A 16,871-nucleotide genomic window follows, 5' to 3' on the forward strand; every position below is an offset into this window, starting at 1 on the left:
CACTACTCACAGAAATTTACTCTCACACTAGACAAACAAAGAAGAGCCGCTAAGCAAACGGACAGTACGATAATAGCAAAAGCAGGCACCATGACTTAACATGTATGCAAGACAGACAGATGACATCAGACGTAAGGAATTTAAGGAGCAACCCTGCCCTGTTTTTCAAATGCTGCGTGAGTTTCGGGCATAAGACCTTTCCATATTTCCTCAATTCGATCAGCACATAATTCAATTTCCCTCTGTGGATAGGAGTGAAAAGCACTATTGGCGCGCGAGGTTCTAACACTCAGAAAATTCATCAGAGATCTGGCATTTATGGTCACGTACATTGTTGAATAGAGATTCAGGGGTAGAATCATGCGAGCGACTTCGCGAGCTATACCGCAGGCAAGAAGCCTCTTGTAGGTATCGTATGCCGCAAGCGATAATTCTTTCATCTCCTCTATTAAAAGACCGTATTGCTCAGAAGTTCCCTCTTCGAATTTATAAGCACCTGGAGCGCCAATTTGGACAAGTTTACGCTTTTCATCAGGGATATAAAAAACAGGATCAAGGTTTTTATAACGCCCAGACTCTTCGTTGTAACTTGCAATCCTGTGGCGCATAAACTCACGAAAAACAAATATCGGAGCGCTAATTCTGAAAGTCATATGACTATGCTCAAAAGGAGAGCCGTGTCGTTCGCGCATCAAAAAGGTAATCAGCCCAATATCCCGATTCGAAAGGCAGTCAGTCACTGCCACGAAAGAGCCTAGTGTAGAAACCCTTGCCGAAAATACAACATCGGAATCGCTGGCAGAATGCTTAACAAGCTCGACTGTTATTTCCGAAAGAAAAACAGGATCCATCACGAAAAACAAACATTGCAACAAACAAAAACCGGGCTACGAGAAACCCCGCAGCCCGGTCGAAAAATACAGGAGCCTAAAGGACAACCCCTTCGCCATCGGAGGAAGAGTTATTCCTGCGACGAGCAAACACATAAGCGCCGGCACCAACAGCAACAGCCAAAGTACCCAGGCCAAATATACCCCAACCAAGGTCTAGACCTGTATAAGCAAGCCTACCGGTACTTGGAACAACCGTCACAGACTGCTCAGCCTTAGACTGAAGTCCCTGCGGGTCAGTATAAAGAGCCGAAACTGTAAAAGTCCCCTCTTTCTTGAGAGTGACGACAGCAGACGCCTTACCCTCGTCAAGGGAAACAGTTGCAACACTATCAGAGCCAATAAAGAAGGAAACGGTACCCCCAGAAATGGGCTCAGCCTTAATCGCGGAGAGCGCAAACGCGCCACCGAAACCGCCACGAGGAAGGGCCTGCGGTAGCCGCCCGGTAGAGATAGACGGAGCATTAGCCGGGGTTGTCGTGGGGGTAGATGTAGCAGACTGAGTCGTCGAGCCGACCGCACCGGCAGACGTGGCAGGAGAAGTGGTGGTCAGCACGCAGTTACCCTCGGGGTCAACAAGGTCAGTAGGACCGCAGGAAGCGGAAGAAGTTGTTGGAAGAGGTAAGGGCTGAAGGGGCTGAGCGGGATCCTGGGTAGAAGGGGAAGTAGGTCTAGAAGAACCACCGGTTGTGCCACTGGTTGTGCCACCGGTTGTGGGTGTTGGAAAAACTGTCGGAATAGTAGGCACAGTGGGTGTATCACGGGTCACAGTCGCAGACAAAGTAATCTTCTCACCGACCTTCAGATTCTTCAGGTCGACTTTCTCACCCTTAGGGCCAGAAATCGATAGGGAAACCTGATAATCACCCGGAGCGGGCAGAGGTGGGATGGTATGCGGGGAATGCGTTGGAACAGAGCTGGGATTGGGCGCAACAGTGGGTGCAGGAACAGGACCGCACACGTCACCGAAACCGCCGGCAGCGACAAGACCGGAAACAGTCGGGCCATTCGGACCGCACACAACCAGAACACCACCAACATCAACCGTTCTGGCGGGGCCAGGCTGGCCAGGGGCACCCGGGGCGGGTGTAGAATCTGCGAAAGCACCAGGCACAATAAAAGCCAAACCAGACGCGATAGCGGCGGTGGCACACAACCCCGCAAGGGAACCGCGGGTACCAAGAGGATTTTTCATGACGTGAATATCTCCAATCTCCGGAAAAACTACGCGGCAACCACCGCAGACAAGAATGGTAACACAGAAACCTGAAAAACTCAAAGATGAAGAGTAACCCCGAAGAAGGAACCCTAAGAAAATCACGGAATGCATTGATTCTCGGGCAAGCCCTTTAACCAAGCCTATATGTTTAGTGTATATATACACTTTTATTTATATATTTCTTTTATACTGTCGGTCTGAGTTTCCCTGGGTTGCAGAATTTGTCGGATTCATGAGTGGGGAATAATCATGAATTGGGAATAATGGAGTGTGGTGCGTTTATAGCACCAGCGTGACTCATGCTGCAAGCGTAATTTCTGTGTACATGTCGCTGGGGCGCTGCTATTGTGACATGCTGTTTCAGACAAAAGCCTTTTAAGGGTGACAGAGCATAGGTTTTACAGAGCATAGGTTTTACAGAGCATAGGTTTTACAGGGCGTGGGGTTTTCAACAATAATCTTTCGATTATTTCCTGACGCCCTGTGCAGTAGCAACAGATGCAGTAGCAACAGATACATTGCAAAAGACATATCTGGCCCAGACGTGCCCAATGGTACAGTAACACTTGCGCTGGGATATAATACTTGCGCTGGGATATCAGTGCAAGTGTGTCATTGCAGCAGAATATCTGCCTGCTTACGGTAGAATCTGCGTAGTTTGGGGTGACTCCCGTTGGATTTTTGGAGGCAACGTTATTAACTGGCGTGACAAAGCAGCCTGCTTGACGGTTAATCCGGAATTGTTTTTTCCTGTCGGAAATACCGGTGCTGCGTTGGAGCAGATACAGAGGGCAAAGGCTGTTTGTGCTCGGTGCACTGTAGCGAATTCCTGTCTGCAGTTTGCATTAGAGACAAACCAGGATTCTGGTATATGGGGTGGCCTCAGTGAGGAAGAGCGGCGGGCACTGAAGCGCAGAGGAAATAGGGCGCGGCGGGCTAACTTCAAAGCTCATTAATTCAGATTCGCGCTTCACGTTGACCTGATCGTGCTGTGACCTGATCGTACTGCTGGTCCGTTAGGCGTGTGCGTGGGTTGCGCGTGTGTGATTGATGTGGGTGCTAAGTTATCCTTTGGGTTATCCTTTGGCACATGCTCAAGAGGTGCCTGAAATGGATGATTGGTTGCTGCGGATTGCCTATTTGTCTTGGTTTTTGACACATCGAATCATCTGTTACCAGAACCATCTATCACTTTGTAAGGATCCTGGGCTTGTTTTTGTGGAATGAGTTTTTATGGAATGAAATGTGTTAATGAAATGTGTTACCCCGAATATATTAGGTGGGTGAACGAATACATTAGGTGGATGAAATAGTAAACATACCTGGCTAAACTAGCCTTATTCTTGGCTTTGCATGACGGAATATTTAACGGAATGTTTAACTGAAGCGGGAGTGGTGAAATTGGCAGACACGCAGGATTTAGGTTCCTGTGCCTTTGGCGTGGGGGTTCAAGTCCCCCCTTCCGCACACCGTATGCATGCAGGCCGTATGCATACGGCCTGTTTACGCGTGAAATACTGATTATGAACAAAACACTAAATATCTAGCGCAGTCTTGGGTAAAGGCACTGCGCTCCAAACCATACTGTGCTAACCATACTGTGCTAACCATACTGTGCTAACCATACTGTGCTAACCATACTGTGCTAACCATACTGTGCTAACCATACTGTGCTAACCATACTGTGCTCCAAACCATGCGGAGACACTTTTACACAGAGATGCATAGCACACACAAGGATTACCTGGGGGTCATGCGGCAGGTTTGGCGGTTGCCGATGGAACTGCAGCAGGTACGGAGAATGTCATATTCTCCCACTTAGGCTTACTGTTGGCTGTATCCAAAGAACAGTATGGTTGCAGGAACTGCTGTGCCTGCGGTAGATGTAGGTGAGTTAAACGCTTTATCCCGATACTTGCAACCCAATGCAAAATGGCCTGTGCAGGCTGGGTTGTCTGGGTAGGTGCAGAAGGTTTAGCGGTAGGTTTTGCAGGTGGTTGTGCTGATGGAGCAGCGGGTGCAGGTACTGCAGGAGCAGGTGTGGCAAGAGCAGATGGCCGTGCAGAATGATGGATATTCACAGGCGCGGATGGCGGTAGCATGGTAGCATTCGAATGGTTTTATCCACGGTCAATCATTGGGGTGTGTTTTGCGGAGCGTGCAAGTCGGGTTTCTGTTACCACTCGGTTGGTTTGATGTAGAGAGTTTGGCCAATACTTTTGGGCCATGGACTCTTCTTGTTGCGTGCGGGATGATCTTTGCCGAAACTGGGCTTCTTATAGGTTTCTTTTTACCTGGGGATACTTTACTAATCACAATTGGTCTGCTGACAAGCGCAGGGTCTATCGGGGTTCCGATTTGGCTGACATGTTGCCTGGTCTCGGCAGCAGCATATATTGGAGGGGATGTTGGGTATTTTATAGGCCGCCTGGCAGGTCCAAAGTTATTCGAGAAGGACAGCAGATCCTTTGCGAAGAAAAGCGCTGAACGAACCAGCGAGTTTTTTAGAAAATACGGTGTACTGACTGTTACGATCGCGCGCTTTTTTCCGATTATTCGCACATTTGCCCCAGTTGCAGCGGGTATATCAAAAATGCGGTACTCGGTTTACAGCATTTGCAACCTGCTCGGAGCAGTTATCTGGGGTACTGGTGTAACCCTGCTCGGGTTCTTCCTGGCAGGAATACCTATTGTCCGAGACAATATTGAAATAGCAATCCTGCTAGCTGTCGGTCTCGTTATACTGTCAGCTGTATTACATTATGTCACGCGTGGCAAGAAAAATAAGTCCTCTTCAGAAGAGAGGACATAAGCCGAAGCGCCTTGTACCTGTGACTTATCCTGTTCTTTAAGTCAGACCCAAGGCCTGCGGCAGAGACACTGTATCCGTCCGGCAGAAAAACAGGATCATATCCAAAGCCCCCTGTGCCGTCCGGAGCATGAAGAATCCGGCCGTGCCAAACAGAAGATACGGTTCGCACCTCGGTATTTGGCATAACACACGCGATGGAACACACGAAATGTGCAGTGCGGTGTACATCCGGCACATCCCGCATCTGCCACAATAGTAAATCAATATTTCTTCCATCTTGCGACCACCGACTCGATAACACACCGGGCATTCCGTTTAGAGCATCAACGCAAATCCCCGAATCATCGGCCATAATTGGGACGTCCTTTACTGAGCCAACCGCGGCCTGTGCTTTTAGTACCGCATTCTCTGTGAAAGTCAAACCGGTTTCACGGCACGTCACCCCGCAAAAAATTGACTGAAACCCGAGTGGCAACAGGATTTCGCGAGCCTCGGCAATCTTATTCTCATTTTCTGAAACGAATACAATTTCCATTTAATAGAGTCAATCCAGATTATTTTTAATCCAATGAAGCGGCCTGTATCTCCTTTAGGGCTTGGCAACCTGTTTTGGCAAGTTCCATCATCTGCTCAAACTGTCCATACGAAAAGGGTGATTTTTCTGCAGTACCCTGAATCTCTACTAATTTACCGCTTCCAGTAAAAACAAGATTAATGTCAGCCTGTGCATTTGAGTCCTCCGAATAATCCAGGTCTAGAAAAATCTGGTCGCCGACTAGCCCAACAGACACAGCGGATACAGAATCAGTCAGAGGATGCTTTGAAAGTATCTTTTGATTTTTAGCCCAGACAAGGGCATCGTAAAGCGCAATATACGAACCGGTTATAGCGGCGGTGCGCGTCCCGCCGTCGGCCTGTAGGACATCACAATCTAGGATAATGGTATTCTCCTCCAGAGCATACCGATCCAAAATTGCACGCATACTTCGGCCTATGAGGCGACTGATTTCATGACTGCGACCGCTAATTTTCCCCTTAACAGATTCACGGTCAGATCGCTCGGTACCAGATCGCGGGAGCATAGCATATTCTGCCGTTATCCATCCAGATCTCTGTCCGCGTAAAAACGGCGGAACTCCGCGCTGAAAGGTTGCATTACAAAGAACCCTGGTATTGCCAAAAGCAATTAGGGCTGATCCCTCTGCATAAATATTCCACCCGCGGATAATTTTTACGGGTCGAATTTCGTCATGTGCCCTAGAATTCTTCCTCAACACAGAGCAAATAATACAACAAAACAGCATATACACCGCCAGCGAGGTGACAGACACGTAACTCCATATACACTTATCATGTGGGCGGTGCAGGTCTCCTAACAGACCAATACGAGTTGTCGATGGTCAACGCAGCACGAATATCAGGGATAGCTGCTAAAGAATGTGTTTTTGAGGTTTATTCTCGCGCATTGCCACCTGGCAGGCCATTTGGTGTGTTTGCAGGCCTTGAGAGGCTGCTGGAAAAAATCGAAAATTTCTCCTTTGCAGATGACGAAATTACATGGCTTAGAGAAAAGAATATCGTTGATAATGAGACACTTGACTGGCTCCGGGGGTATAGCTTTTCTGGGTCAATTTCTGGCCACAAAGAGGGGGAAATCTTTTTCCCCAATACACCCGTTCTAACTGTTAGAGCACCATTTGCAGAAGCAGTAGTTCTCGAAACCCTGATCCTAAGTTGCATAAATTTTGATAGCGCTATTGCGTCAGCGGCGGCACAACTTGTGTATCGCGCAAAAAACAAACCAGTTTATGAAATGGGCTCCAGAAGAACAAATGAACAGGCCGCTGTAGCAGCGGCGCGGGCTGCGTACATTGCTGGGTTTGCCGCAACAAGCAATCTGGCAGCTGGGAAGATTTGGGATATACCAACCGTTGGAACTATGGGTCATGCATTTATACTTGCTCATAAAACGGAGAGTGAAGCTTTTTATGCACAGCTCAAACAGGGTGGGGGAAACAATATAACCCTCTTGATTGATACATACGATATCCAGGAAGCAATTGACAGTGCGGTAACTGTCGCAGGCAAAAATCTTGCAGCTGTAAGAATAGATTCGGGAAACCTACCAGAAGTGGTGCACGATGTACGCAGAAAGCTCGACCTCGCGGGTGCAACTGAGACAAAGATCATTCTCACAGGCGACCTTGATGAGGCCTCAATTAGGCTCGTAAGCACCGCACCGGTTGATGCACTCGGGGTTGGAACATCTCTGGTAACTGCGGGAGGATTTCCATCTGCAGGCTTCGTTCATAAACCGGTGGCATGCAGAGAAAAAAACAGATGGAGAATGCTTTCGAAAAAATCAAAAAACAAAGTTAGCACCGGCGGGCAAAAAAATGTCCAAAGAGTTCTTGACAAAAACAAGAAGATTATCAAAGAGCAAGTCCTCGTATTTGATCCCGATAATCCCCCAGTGACAACCTATGACACGAATGTATTACAGATTACGAGTGAACATATAAGGCACGGAAAAAGAGTTGCAATAAACTCAACAAATGAAATAAGGGCGTATCACAAATCGGTTATCAATCAAATCCCAGAAGAAGTATTCAACCTTGAGGGCAAAATAAATACCGAGCGGATCTCCTGGCATAGTGTGCAAGGCCATCGTCTAGAGGCCTAGGACCCCGCCCTTTCACGGCGGAGGTCGCGGGTTCGAGTCCCGTCAGGGTCGCTCATGGCTCTGTAGCTCAGTTGGTAGAGCGTTCGACTGAAAATCGAAAGGTCACCGGATCGATACCGGTCGGAGCCACAACTGTATCTCTCTTTATAAGAGGAAGGGGAGGGCAGCCAGTCCAGATCCTAGTAATAGACCTGATAATCCAGTGATCATCACTAACCACCATGGGGCTGATGGTTGTGCTGATAGTTGAGTGGATTGATTATGGGTGGTGGGTTGATTAGAAAGGTCACGGCGCTTGTGTACCTTACCGGTGCTACTTGACTGAGAAGGAGAAACAGTAAAGACATAGGTATATGTTGCAGCAATAGGGGTTGCCACAGCAGTTGTCGTGGTGTAGACGGGGGTGGGAGAATTTACCACATAGGCAATTGCCTGTGGTCCTAAACAGGCACGACATGTACCGGATAGATAGTCACCTGTATAGACACCATTTGATCTAAGTCCTGTGGTTTTTGTGGTAGTTCCATATGTAACTGTGTATGTATATGTGCCTGAGGTGGTTGGGGTTCCTGTTATGGTTCCATTGGCAAAGGACAGTCCTGAGGGTAATGTACCAGTAGAACCTACAGGGGTCAATGTGTAGGAGGATAGGGTGGTAGGTAGTGAAACAGATACTGTCTGACCCTGTGTAACAGTGGTAGAGGTGGAACTGGAAGTTCTTGAGGTTACAAGGAACTGGACCTGATATGTGGCCTTATAGCCATTCGTTGTGCTTATGGTAAACGTATGCATTCCACCAAATCTTACAGTGGTTTTTAGTCTCACCGTTACAGTAAGTTTGTATAGACCGGGGGTGACGCTGCTATCTATAGACCCTGTTATGGCACCATTGGTTGCATTAAGGGTTAGATTCCCTGGGAGCATATTAGTCGGTGGGGGCACACTTTTGTATAGCGAGACCCAGTCAGTGTTCCAGTCAGTGGCGGTGAAGTACTCATTAATAAAGAAGTCAGTAGGAGTGAAATATTCATTCAAGACGATGACGTGTGTTAGGTTTACGCGCCTGCCTGGGAAAAAGCTTGTCTTGAAAAAGCGCTTGGGCGTTGACCATGTTGGGGAAATGGATATTTTCTGACCCTGTGAAACAGTGGTTGTTACGTTAGACAGGGTGGGAGTTAATAACTGGGTTCCATAGAACAACGGAGCGCGGGTTGGGGCATAGCAGGGAAAGCCAACAGGGAAGCCAAGATTGCAGTAATTAGCCGCATCAGTGTGTCGAGTTGGATATTGAGGTTTTTGAGGGTTGGGTCGACCGGGATAACTGGGAAAGGGAACCCATGCGCCGGAGAAGTGTGGGTCACTGGGATAGACGGGTAAAGGTCCTCCGACACTTACATGTGAGCGCTTCGTGCGAACACGGGGTTCATCAGCCAATGCATAGGTGATATGGGTGGTTGTGTCTCTGTTTATGGCTATGGCTGTTATGGGAGATGTTGGTAGGGATGAGAGATGTATCTGTCCGGTGTATCTATCTATGGTTATGTCTTTGTTTGGGTGTGTTAGAGAGAAGGTGTATCTGGAGTTTCTGAGTGATGGTATGTCTGAGAGATATGTGTTATCTATCTGTTTGTGTATGGGAACAGTTATCTTTGGTTTCTCTGTTACATGTATGTCAAAGAAGAAGATGTTACGGGTTGTTAGGAGAGCTATGAGATTGGTTGTTGTCTTTGTTATGGAGATTACTTTCTCATCTCCGTATGGGGTTGCTATGTCTGTATGAGGGAAGGTTAGGAAAGATGATGGATCTGCTTTCTTATCTGTGTAATAGAGAGATATATGTGTGTTGGTTATATATGGGACATATAGGTATGAGGATGTATCTGTGTATGGGACATATATGTGTGTCTGTGGTTGGGGTAAGAGAGATGGGGTGCAGGACAGGGTTTGTTTTGTACTGCTTGTAACAGGATCTATTAGGAGAGATACATTTGTGTTAGTTGTTACACATACTTCTTGTGTATTTGTATTACTTACTCTTGTGTATTTGGTATTAGATGAAACAGATGTAGATGAAACAGATGATAGGAGGGATAGAGCAGGAGGTGTCTGTCTGGCAAAGGCTGTTTCATATTGTAGGGATGATAGGAGGAGAAGGGTTAATAGTAAGGTAAAGGCTTTGGTGAGGTAAGAGAGAGGGTTAGGCGATGTTGGCAATCCCCCCCCCTTCTGTTTTGTTTTCTGTTTTGGGGGGTTACCCTATTAGGGACCAGTTTGCACTTCATAATACTCATAGTACCTCACTATACATGCGTCTGCATACACGCACCTGTGCCGATTGTAACACATTTGTGGTTAGTATTTATGTTCCCTTGATCTCCTCAAGACTGGAGAGGGTTACCGTAAGAGATATTTCTTTGCCGTTACGCTCAACCCGGATAGGCACCGGGGTACCACCTGGGCGACTGCGAACAAAGGCAACTAGATCAATCATATTTGATATCTTGTTACCCCCGATAGAGAGAAGCAGATCTCCCGGTTTTAGTCCGGCAGTATCAGCTGGACTGCCCGGGGTTACACTCTTTACAACAGCACCCTCATAGGATTCGTCCCGATCACTGCCATCAGAAACAGATACACCAAGATATCCATGAGAGACAGGGCGATTGGCTGCGAGGGCGGTGGCAACACGGTGGACCAAATTGGACGGAATAGCAAACCCAACGCCAACATTTCCGGAAGAAAATAACCCCGCAGAGGCAATTGCGACATTGATACCTATTAACCTGCCGTTAAGATCAACAAGAGGACCACCCGAATTCCCGGGGTTTATGGCGGCATCAGTCTGTATAACAGGAACAGCGTTAACCTGACCGGCAAGGCCAAAGGAAGTTAAATTAATTGACCGCAGGACTGAACTAATAATCCCCCGAGTAACACTAAAATCATAGCCCAAGGGTGCACCCACAGCTATAACCGATGATCCCACAGTTACAGCAGAGGAATCACCAAATGTAATCGCTGGTAAAGCACGTGGTTTTATTCTCACAACAGCAATATCAAGCATTCGATCGACGCCGACAAGAACAGCTTTGTAACGCCTACCGTCGCGGGCAAGAACACGCAGATCTGGCTTGTCAACCCTTCCGTCCAGCGTAACAACATGAGCATTTGTAACTATGTCACCATTGTCATTGAAGACAACGCCGGATCCCGATCCGGACATGCCATTACCCGCAGATACCTGGATGGTGACAACGCTGGAGATGACCCTTTTTGCGGTGGCAGATGGCAAGTCCAGTTCTTTTGTGCCACTGGAGTAAATGGGGGGTGTAAGCGGCAACAGCGGTGATTCCTTTTGCTGGTCGGAAGACAGCAACCGATAGGTTACAACAGAAGAGGTGAAACCCGAAAGGAAAGCCACCGCAACAATCACAAGTGCAAACCAAACATATTTGTGCAGAATACACTTAGGTTTCATCTTTTTGGCCACAAGCTTGAGCTTCTGGCGCAGCTTAGGTACCTTAAAATTACCCTTGCCTGAGCTTACTGCAATGCGCCTGGCGGTCGCCAATACCTCGTCTGTTGCATCGCTGCCCGTCACATTTTCAAGTTCATCGCCCATATTAACCTCGCCAGTATTTGTATCTTACAAGGACACTTTTACAGTAAAAAGCTCACAGAAGGCTGTAAAAGCCATACGGAAAAAATGAAAAACAACACAGAGAACCCCGAAAGGAAGTTCCAAAAACGCCGCGAAAGTTGCGGGGGCAGGATTTGAACCTGCGACCTCTGGGTTATGAGCCCAGCGAGCTACCGAACTGCTCCACCCCGCGGCAAACAAGTAAAGTATAGCAAAAGCCCTAATTCAAAAATTACCCGCGATTCGCATCAAGATACCTAGAAAGAAGCTCATTTAACTTGCTATCTGCCTGAGCATACTTTACAAGATCCTTATTTGTTAGCGCATCGACTTTTTCGCGCAGCGCCGCCTTAATTTGGGCGATCAAATCAGAATGTGGCGGAGGGTGTATTGATATATCGGAAGTGCCGGAATTCGAAGCGCCAGAATTTCCCGCAAAAAGTGAATCAAGAGCCTGGTTTAACGTGCTTTCAAATGCAATCTTGTTCCCAAACGCAGCAAGAACTTTTTGCAAAAGTGTATAGCTTGTTGAACCTGTGGACTGAACATAAACAGGCTGGACATACAGAAAGCCGCCACCAACGGGCAGGGTAAGAAGATTGCCCGGCAAAACTCTGGTTTGGCCACCCTGTCGCAAAATATTCAGCTGATTACCGACCTTTGGGTCAGAGTCAAACGCGTTCTGTATCTGGCCAGGACCAGGAACTGTTTGATCTTTTGATAAACGCAAAAGAGTCAACTTGCCATAATCTGGGGAAATCTGCCCTGGGATATTGCCAGCATCAGAATTAGCCGAAAGATATCCTGTCAAAACACTGCGAGAATTCTCACCGGTGCTTTTTGGGATAAAAACAGAGTAAATAGAATAAGCAGCAAGATTTTGCCCGGGCATTCTCATTGTCAGATAGTATGGCGGCTGGGCGACAGAAAAAACTGTTCTAGACCTCCTTTGCCCTGTTGACTGCATAACAGGCTCTGACTTCTGAGGATCAATTGGAATCCCCCACGCATCTTCGTGGCTAAAAAAAACACCGGGATCTGTTACATGGTAACGAGCAAGAATCTGTCTTTGAATATTGAATAACTCAAGAGGATAACGAACATGACTCATTAAATCCCCAGATATTTCTTTTATGGGGTGCAGGGTGCCGGGAAATACTTTTTCCCACACTTTCAAAATTGGGTCATTTGGATCCCAGGCGTATAGTTTCACCTGACCACTATATGCATCAACAGTTGCCTTAACAGAATTGCGAATGTAATTTATACTGTCAGACCCATTGACAAGGGCAGGAAGACTCTGGCTGTCTTGACTGAGGGTTGTAAAGGAATTCAAATCCGAGTACGGAAATTGATCTGAAGTTGTATACCCGTCAACTATCCATACAATTCTGCCATCAACTACAGACGGATACGGATTTCTGTCAAGACGGAGCCACGGTGCGACCTTTCCAACCCTTTTTATCGGATCACGGTCATAAAGTATCTGGGAATAATCACCAACCTGGCTTGATAAAAGAATCTGTTCTGAGCCAAATTTCATGGCATAAATAAGCCTTTTCAAAAAGCTATCAAGCTTAGGTCCACCGCTACCTTTGAAAGTCGTATACGACTCACCGCCAGAACTTGAAGGATAATCGAATTCAAAAGGCGCGGCGCCAGACGGGGCACCAACAATGGAATAAGGTGGAGACTTTCGGCCGAAATATATTCTTGGTTCGTATTTTCCCAAAAGTCCCGGTTGTTGGGATACCTGACTCAAAAAACTTTGGCTCCCCATCTGGGGTACGGTCATTACCATAGGCTGCAACAAGGCCGTATCCGTGTGTATATACCAAAGCCTGGTTAACCCAGGTATTACCCGACCCAAGGCCGCTGAGGCTGAGTTCTCTTAGCGCAACAACCGCATCCCGTGTCTCACCGCCCAGGTGATAGCGATCAACTGAGAGGTCGTCACCGAATGTATAGTACTGCCTGAATTGCTGAAGCTGCCCAAAGGCTCTGCTAACAAGTCCCGGATCAAGAATACGTATGCTAGCTGTTGTATGCGCGTCATTACGTAACTGACCGGGTTTTACATCTGTTTTTGCAGAGTACAACACTTCATGTGTTTTATCTATGCCATAGGCAAACCGAGTGCTCTCAATATTGCGTTTTATATATTCAGATTCAAGAACGCGGGCATTCGGGTCAACATGAAAACGCTGAACACCCCAGGGTAGGGCTGTTATAACAACAAGGGCTGAAACAACGGCAAGCGCAACGCCGATAATGGGCAATCGCCACCTCGAAGTAAAGGCTGTTATGCAGAAAAGCAAAGCCACACCCAGCGCCACAAGTGCCAAAACTGCAAAGCCCGGAATCAGGGCATTTACCTCAACATAAGCAGCACCGGTTATAAGGCCCGACCTATCGGACAAAAGGGTATCAAATCTATTTAGCCAGAATTCCAACCCGAGTAATACAAAAATCCCTGCGGCAAGAACAGCGTACTGAACTCTAGCACCTTTTGAGAGCCATATTTCTTTTCCGTCAACACGAAGCGCACCGTAAACAACCGATATAAGAATTGACAAAATGCCACCCAGAACAAAAGTGACAAGCAGAAAAAACAACAAACGTCTATAAAAGGGAAGATCAAAAAAGTAAAAAGAAATATCATTATGAAAAATAGGATCTGATTTCCCGGTTGGCACCTTGTTGAGCCACGCCAAAACAATATCCCAACGCGAGGCAGCAAATATTCCGGCAACGGCACCAAGCCCAAGGCTTACAAGCAAAACAACAATTTTTCTAATAGGGTCTATTACCTTCTGATAATGACTAAGTACCGAACTAAGGCTTGTATAGCGTGGGCGAAACTTGTGTGCAGAGAACATACAAAGCCACAAAAAAATGGATACGAACACGAATGCCAGGCAAAATACAACAAAAATAGCAGCCCATTGGGTAACGATTACCCCGGTAAATCCGAGCTGATCGTACCAGAGATATTCCGAATAGAAGTGAACCAAGAAGAAGGCAGTAAGCGCAATAAGCACCAGAAAAGCAACCACCGACAGAATCGCTATTGCGAGACTCGAGCGCGGGAAACGCAGTTTAATGTTCATATCACCTCGTATGCTGTATACCGCATGCGCAAGTTACGCGCAGCGATTCTTCAATTCCTTTTTACCGACCTTCAAATTTTTTATAGTACTGATGGCCTCGTCAAAACTACTAACAGAATAAGCAAACATATCGTGCGGTGCCACAGAGCGGATCTCTGGACAATTTTCTCTTGGCAAAAGCATAATCCGAGAACCTGCACGGTAAGCTGCCCACATTTTTTGCACAGAACCGGCTATTTCTAACACGCGCCCATCAGGATGCAAAGCGCCTGTACCGGAAATGTACAAACCATCAGTTATTCCTTGACCTGAGAGTAATTCATACGAAGCAATGGCAAACATCAATCCAGCACTTTGTCCACCAACATCACCATCTACAAACTCAATACTAGTTTTAGAAACAGGCTTCTCAAAAACATCAATCCCGAGAAGTGCCCTATCTCCGTCAACCCTTGGAATAAGCTCGATGAGCACAACACGTCCGGAACGCAGGATCTCGAGCTTGAGAGGTCTATTCTGAATGGCACCCCTTAGCACTTCAAGCGACGGAACTGGCTTGTTATCAACTGATAGAATCTCGTCTCCCATAAATAACTTGCCTTCAGACGCCATACCTTTCCAAACGCGGCGAATAACAACTCTCTTTAGAACGGGAATGCCAAGTCTCTGCATAGCAGTCAGAACAGCTGTATCACGAGAAGTGTGCATCAGATATCCCTGTACCTGCCCAAAATGTTCTGCGCTTGTTCCGGGGGGATATACCTCATCTAATGGAACTATATTCAGGTGTCTATCAAACATGCTAAGTGCCACATAAGCAACGGGCAGCCGTGCCTCAGGAGTGCCAACCAATAACACGGAGAGACCGATTAGCTTACCTGTTTTTGTTTTTAGATTTTTGTTCTTTACAACATCTTTATCACCAAAGCCGACCAGTGGCAGAATGGGTCCTGGTTGCTCTATTAACATACCGCTTGGAGCCAGCCCTAAAAGCCCAGCGAGGGTGCAGCTCAAAAATAAAAACAACAATCCAATTCTGAAGCGCTTAGAACGTAAACCGCAATGCATCAGTACCTCAAAGCCAATCTCATTATTTCGTGGGATGCACATATATACGGATACTCAAGCATATGAAAAAATACAACCAATACCCCTTTTTATGCACGGAGGAATTCTTCAGCTTTGAGTAGAGCATTTTCAACAACTTCAGTCCCGGCCGGATGGGGCCAATACTGTGACCGGGCAAGCCCCTGAACCTTCAAATTCAGGCTAACCGCCTGAATAAGCGGCTGGATAATGATACTTGCCTCTGGGCCGATTACAAAAGCACCATTCAGCACACCCGATTTATCAATAAAAAGCTTCACAAATGCGTCATCTGGCCTTAAACCGAATGCCCATCCATATGCTGTATCTGAATAATTCCCCCTAACAACTATTGAATTATTTGGAAAAGTACCAACCCATGCCACCTGCGGTTCGCTGAAAACAGCAGCAGCAGGTGGCACAAGATCAGATGCCAACATGTCTCCATTCAGCAAATTATGCCCAACAATGCGAGCTTGGTGGTTTGCAATATGCTTTAGCTGATTGGGGTCAGAGACATCACCTAGTGCAAAAACATTATCAAGCGGGCGATTGTCGGCCAGAACCCTCTGGTACTTATCAGTTTTCAGGCGCCCATCACTGTGAATATCAAATCCAACATCACGGCAACGCAATTTGTCGGCATTGGACACCCTGCCCTGTGCCAGCAGAAGTGCTTGAGCCAAAAGACGCGTGCCCGATGAAAGTTCTATCTCAACAGAACTATCTTTTTTGCTAACATTTTGCACCCTCTCCTGTCCTATATGCTTCCACGGAACCTGCGCTGTAAGGCTTTTTGCAACTTCTGTATCGAAGCTAGATAACAAAAACTCAGAGCGATTAACAGTTGTAGTATCAACACCATATCCAGAAAAGAAGGTTGCCATTTCGACCGCAACAACTCCGCCGCCAAGAATAACAAGTGACTCCGGCAATTGCTCAATTCGCATAATCTCCGCCGAAGTATAGATCAGTCGGTTATCAGGTTCTATTCCAAACAGCCTAGGCCTTGAGCCCGCTGCGATTACAATTTTCTCCCCACTAATCCTATGTCCAGAGGAACTTTGCAACGTTCTTTGATCAATAAAAAAATAGGATTCTCGATAAACATCTATATTGCTACACCCAAGGCGATATTCGAGACCCGCTGCGCTAATATCGTCAGTTGTTGAAAAAGTCCTAGAGCGGATTTTTTGCCAATCAATTCGCGGATCTGAAAAATGAACCCCAAGTTTTGAAGCATGCTTAGCCTGATACGCCAGGGTAGCAGGACGGAGAAGCATTTTTGTCGGAATACACCCGTAATTTAGGCATGTCCCTCCAAAATGCGCACCATCATCGAGAAGGGCGATTTTAAGGGAATCAAAACGCTGATCAAGAATACTGTTACCACTGCCAGCACCAACAACGATTAGATCGTATTCTTCCAAT

Annotated in this window: 11 protein-coding genes, 4 tRNA genes and 1 pseudogene; 6 read left to right on the forward strand and 10 right to left on the reverse strand. The window is 46.9% G+C overall.

Going from position 1 to position 16,871, the window contains the following annotated elements; translation table 11 throughout:
• Window positions 1-140 precede the first annotated feature (140 nt).
• Both thyX and TWT_RS03500 read right to left on the reverse strand, forming a co-directional pair.
• Window positions 141-851: an FAD-dependent thymidylate synthase gene (gene thyX / locus TWT_RS03495; protein WP_033800107.1), complete on the reverse strand. Its 711-nt coding sequence runs from the start codon at window positions 849-851 to the stop codon at window positions 141-143.
• Window positions 852-927: 76 nt separating this feature from the next.
• Window positions 928-2,247 (reverse strand): hypothetical protein, encoded by a 1,320-nt coding sequence (locus tag TWT_RS03500; protein WP_155105149.1) that lies wholly within the window; start codon window positions 2,245-2,247, stop codon window positions 928-930.
• 557 nt (window positions 2,248-2,804) lie between these two features.
• Between TWT_RS03500 and TWT_RS03505 the strand changes: the two genes are divergently transcribed.
• The 3 genes from TWT_RS03505 (at window position 2,805) to TWT_RS03520 (ending at window position 4,921) form a co-directional block, all read left to right on the forward strand.
• Window positions 2,805-3,065: a WhiB family transcriptional regulator gene (locus tag TWT_RS03505; protein ID WP_033800108.1), complete on the forward strand. Its 261-nt coding sequence runs from the start codon at window positions 2,805-2,807 to the stop codon at window positions 3,063-3,065.
• A gap of 430 nt (window positions 3,066-3,495) precedes the next feature.
• Window positions 3,496-3,576 (forward strand) — tRNA-Leu (locus tag TWT_RS03510).
• Window positions 3,577-4,267: 691 nt separating this feature from the next.
• Window positions 4,268-4,921 carry a DedA family protein gene (locus TWT_RS03520; protein WP_038106073.1) on the forward strand — a complete coding sequence of 218 codons (654 nt, stop codon included), beginning with the start codon at window positions 4,268-4,270 and terminating at the stop codon, window positions 4,919-4,921.
• On the opposite strand, the gene rdgB is transcribed toward TWT_RS03520, so the two are convergent.
• Both rdgB and rph read right to left on the reverse strand, forming a co-directional pair.
• Window positions 4,875-5,456, reverse strand: a complete 582-nt coding sequence (gene rdgB, locus TWT_RS03525; RefSeq protein ID WP_011102689.1) for an RdgB/HAM1 family non-canonical purine NTP pyrophosphatase — start codon at window positions 5,454-5,456, stop codon at window positions 4,875-4,877. The two genes, TWT_RS03520 and rdgB, sit on opposite strands and share 47 nt — an antisense overlap.
• Before the next feature lie 25 nt (window positions 5,457-5,481).
• The gene (gene rph / locus TWT_RS03530) at window positions 5,482-6,225 is read right to left on the reverse strand and encodes a ribonuclease PH (protein WP_033800110.1); all 744 of its coding nucleotides are present in this window, start codon (window positions 6,223-6,225) and stop codon (window positions 5,482-5,484) included.
• A 50-nt stretch (window positions 6,226-6,275) separates the two neighbouring features.
• Between rph and TWT_RS04680 the strand changes: the two genes are divergently transcribed.
• The 3 genes from TWT_RS04680 to TWT_RS03550 all read left to right on the forward strand — a co-directional run bounded on the left by TWT_RS04680 (window position 6,276) and on the right by TWT_RS03550 (window position 7,733).
• Window positions 6,276-7,604 (forward strand): nicotinate phosphoribosyltransferase, encoded by a 1,329-nt coding sequence (locus TWT_RS04680; RefSeq protein WP_011102690.1) that lies wholly within the window; start codon window positions 6,276-6,278, stop codon window positions 7,602-7,604.
• A tRNA-Glu gene (locus tag TWT_RS03545) sits at window positions 7,584-7,655 on the forward strand. Before TWT_RS04680 ends, TWT_RS03545 begins: the two co-directional genes overlap by 21 nt.
• Before the next feature lie 5 nt (window positions 7,656-7,660).
• A tRNA-Phe gene (locus TWT_RS03550) sits at window positions 7,661-7,733 on the forward strand.
• 15 nt (window positions 7,734-7,748) lie between these two features.
• Here TWT_RS03550 and TWT_RS04685 read toward each other — a convergent pair.
• From TWT_RS04685 to TWT_RS03590, 6 genes and pseudogenes are all read right to left on the reverse strand, one after another.
• A complete protein-coding gene (locus TWT_RS04685) occupies window positions 7,749-9,818 on the reverse strand; it encodes a WND domain-containing WiSP protein (RefSeq protein WP_011102691.1) in 2,070 nt (689 codons plus the stop codon).
• A gap of 145 nt (window positions 9,819-9,963) precedes the next feature.
• Window positions 9,964-11,226: a S1C family serine protease gene (locus tag TWT_RS03570; RefSeq protein ID WP_011102692.1), complete on the reverse strand. Its 1,263-nt coding sequence runs from the start codon at window positions 11,224-11,226 to the stop codon at window positions 9,964-9,966.
• A gap of 137 nt (window positions 11,227-11,363) precedes the next feature.
• A tRNA-Met gene (locus TWT_RS03575) sits at window positions 11,364-11,437 on the reverse strand.
• 39 nt (window positions 11,438-11,476) lie between these two features.
• Window positions 11,477-14,354 (reverse strand): annotated as a pseudogene (locus TWT_RS05220) (UPF0182 family protein).
• A 33-nt stretch (window positions 14,355-14,387) separates the two neighbouring features.
• Window positions 14,388-15,422, reverse strand: a complete 1,035-nt coding sequence (locus TWT_RS03585; protein WP_011096586.1) for a S16 family serine protease — start codon at window positions 15,420-15,422, stop codon at window positions 14,388-14,390.
• Between the two features lie 89 nt (window positions 15,423-15,511).
• Window positions 15,512-16,870 carry a mycothione reductase gene (locus tag TWT_RS03590; RefSeq protein ID WP_011096587.1) on the reverse strand — a complete coding sequence of 453 codons (1,359 nt, stop codon included), beginning with the start codon at window positions 16,868-16,870 and terminating at the stop codon, window positions 15,512-15,514.
• Window position 16,871 lies beyond the last annotated feature (1 nt).

Source organism: Tropheryma whipplei str. Twist (genome assembly GCF_000007485.1).
In the GTDB taxonomy this organism is placed as follows: domain Bacteria; phylum Actinomycetota; class Actinomycetes; order Actinomycetales; family Microbacteriaceae; genus Tropheryma; species Tropheryma whipplei.

Bases quoted from the DNA above. Each gene is read 5' to 3' on its own strand.
- thyX (WP_033800107.1), bottom strand. From the start codon at position 851: ATGGATCCTGTTTTTCTTTCGGAAATAACAGTCGAGCTTGTTAAGCAT.
- rdgB (WP_011102689.1), bottom strand. From the start codon at position 5,456: ATGGAAATTGTATTCGTTTCAGAAAATGAGAATAAGATTGCCGAGGCT.
- rph (WP_033800110.1), bottom strand. From the start codon at position 6,225: ATGCTGTTTTGTTGTATTATTTGCTCTGTGTTGAGGAAGAATTCTAGG.
- TWT_RS03570 (WP_011102692.1), bottom strand. From the start codon at position 11,226: ATGGGCGATGAACTTGAAAATGTGACGGGCAGCGATGCAACAGACGAG.
- TWT_RS03585 (WP_011096586.1), bottom strand. From the start codon at position 15,422: ATGCATTGCGGTTTACGTTCTAAGCGCTTCAGAATTGGATTGTTGTTT.